Consider the following 649-nt stretch of genomic DNA (forward strand, 5'->3'; position numbering starts at 1 on the left):
GCTCTGGGAGTTTTTACGGTGGGGGGGGGTAATGGGGTCCTTGGCCCCGCCGGTATAGTCCCACTCGTGACCGCACCGTTGGCACGCCAAATCAGCCATATACTACCTACTTCTCCCTACCTACTTAGTACCCGGTGAAGGGTATAGAACGGCCGACCGCGCCTACCTGGCCGGAGTGTGGTAGGCCAACCCAGTAGTAGTCAGTAGCCAGGGGCGCCCTCAGCCGTCATGTGTCCGCCACCACCGACGCCACCGCCTCACGGTGCGACGGGTCGATACCGAGCCGCCCCAGTATCGCCGGGACCGACTCGACGCCCTGGACGCGCACCAGCTCCCCGACGCGCTCCCGGTCGCGCTGCGAGAGCTCCAGCTCGACGTCCGGCGCGGCCGACTCCGACTCACTCTCGAACCGACGCGCGTACCAGTCCGACCGCCACTCCTTCGGCGTCACCCGGCGGCCCGTCTCCACCGACTCCGCGACCTCCCGCGCCACCAACTCCGGCGGCGGCACTCTCCCGAGCCGCACGTCCGACTCGTCGAACAGGTCCGTCTCCTCCCACGGCTCCGGTCCCTCCAGCAGCGACGGCGGCGGGAGGTACGGGAGCGCCGACCGCTCCGTGATCGACTCCGCGCCCACGAGACTCCTGAG

1 protein-coding gene is annotated in these 649 nt (G+C 68.9%); it reads right to left on the reverse strand.

Annotated elements, in window-relative coordinates:
• Window positions 1-226: 226 nt before the first annotated feature.
• On the reverse strand, window positions 227-649 hold a 423-nt coding region (locus tag DJ81_RS19355; RefSeq protein WP_170938345.1), incomplete at its 5' end, for a hypothetical protein.

The organism is Halorubrum sp. Hd13 (genome assembly GCF_002252755.1).
Classification (GTDB): Archaea; Halobacteriota; Halobacteria; order Halobacteriales; family Haloferacaceae; genus Halorubrum.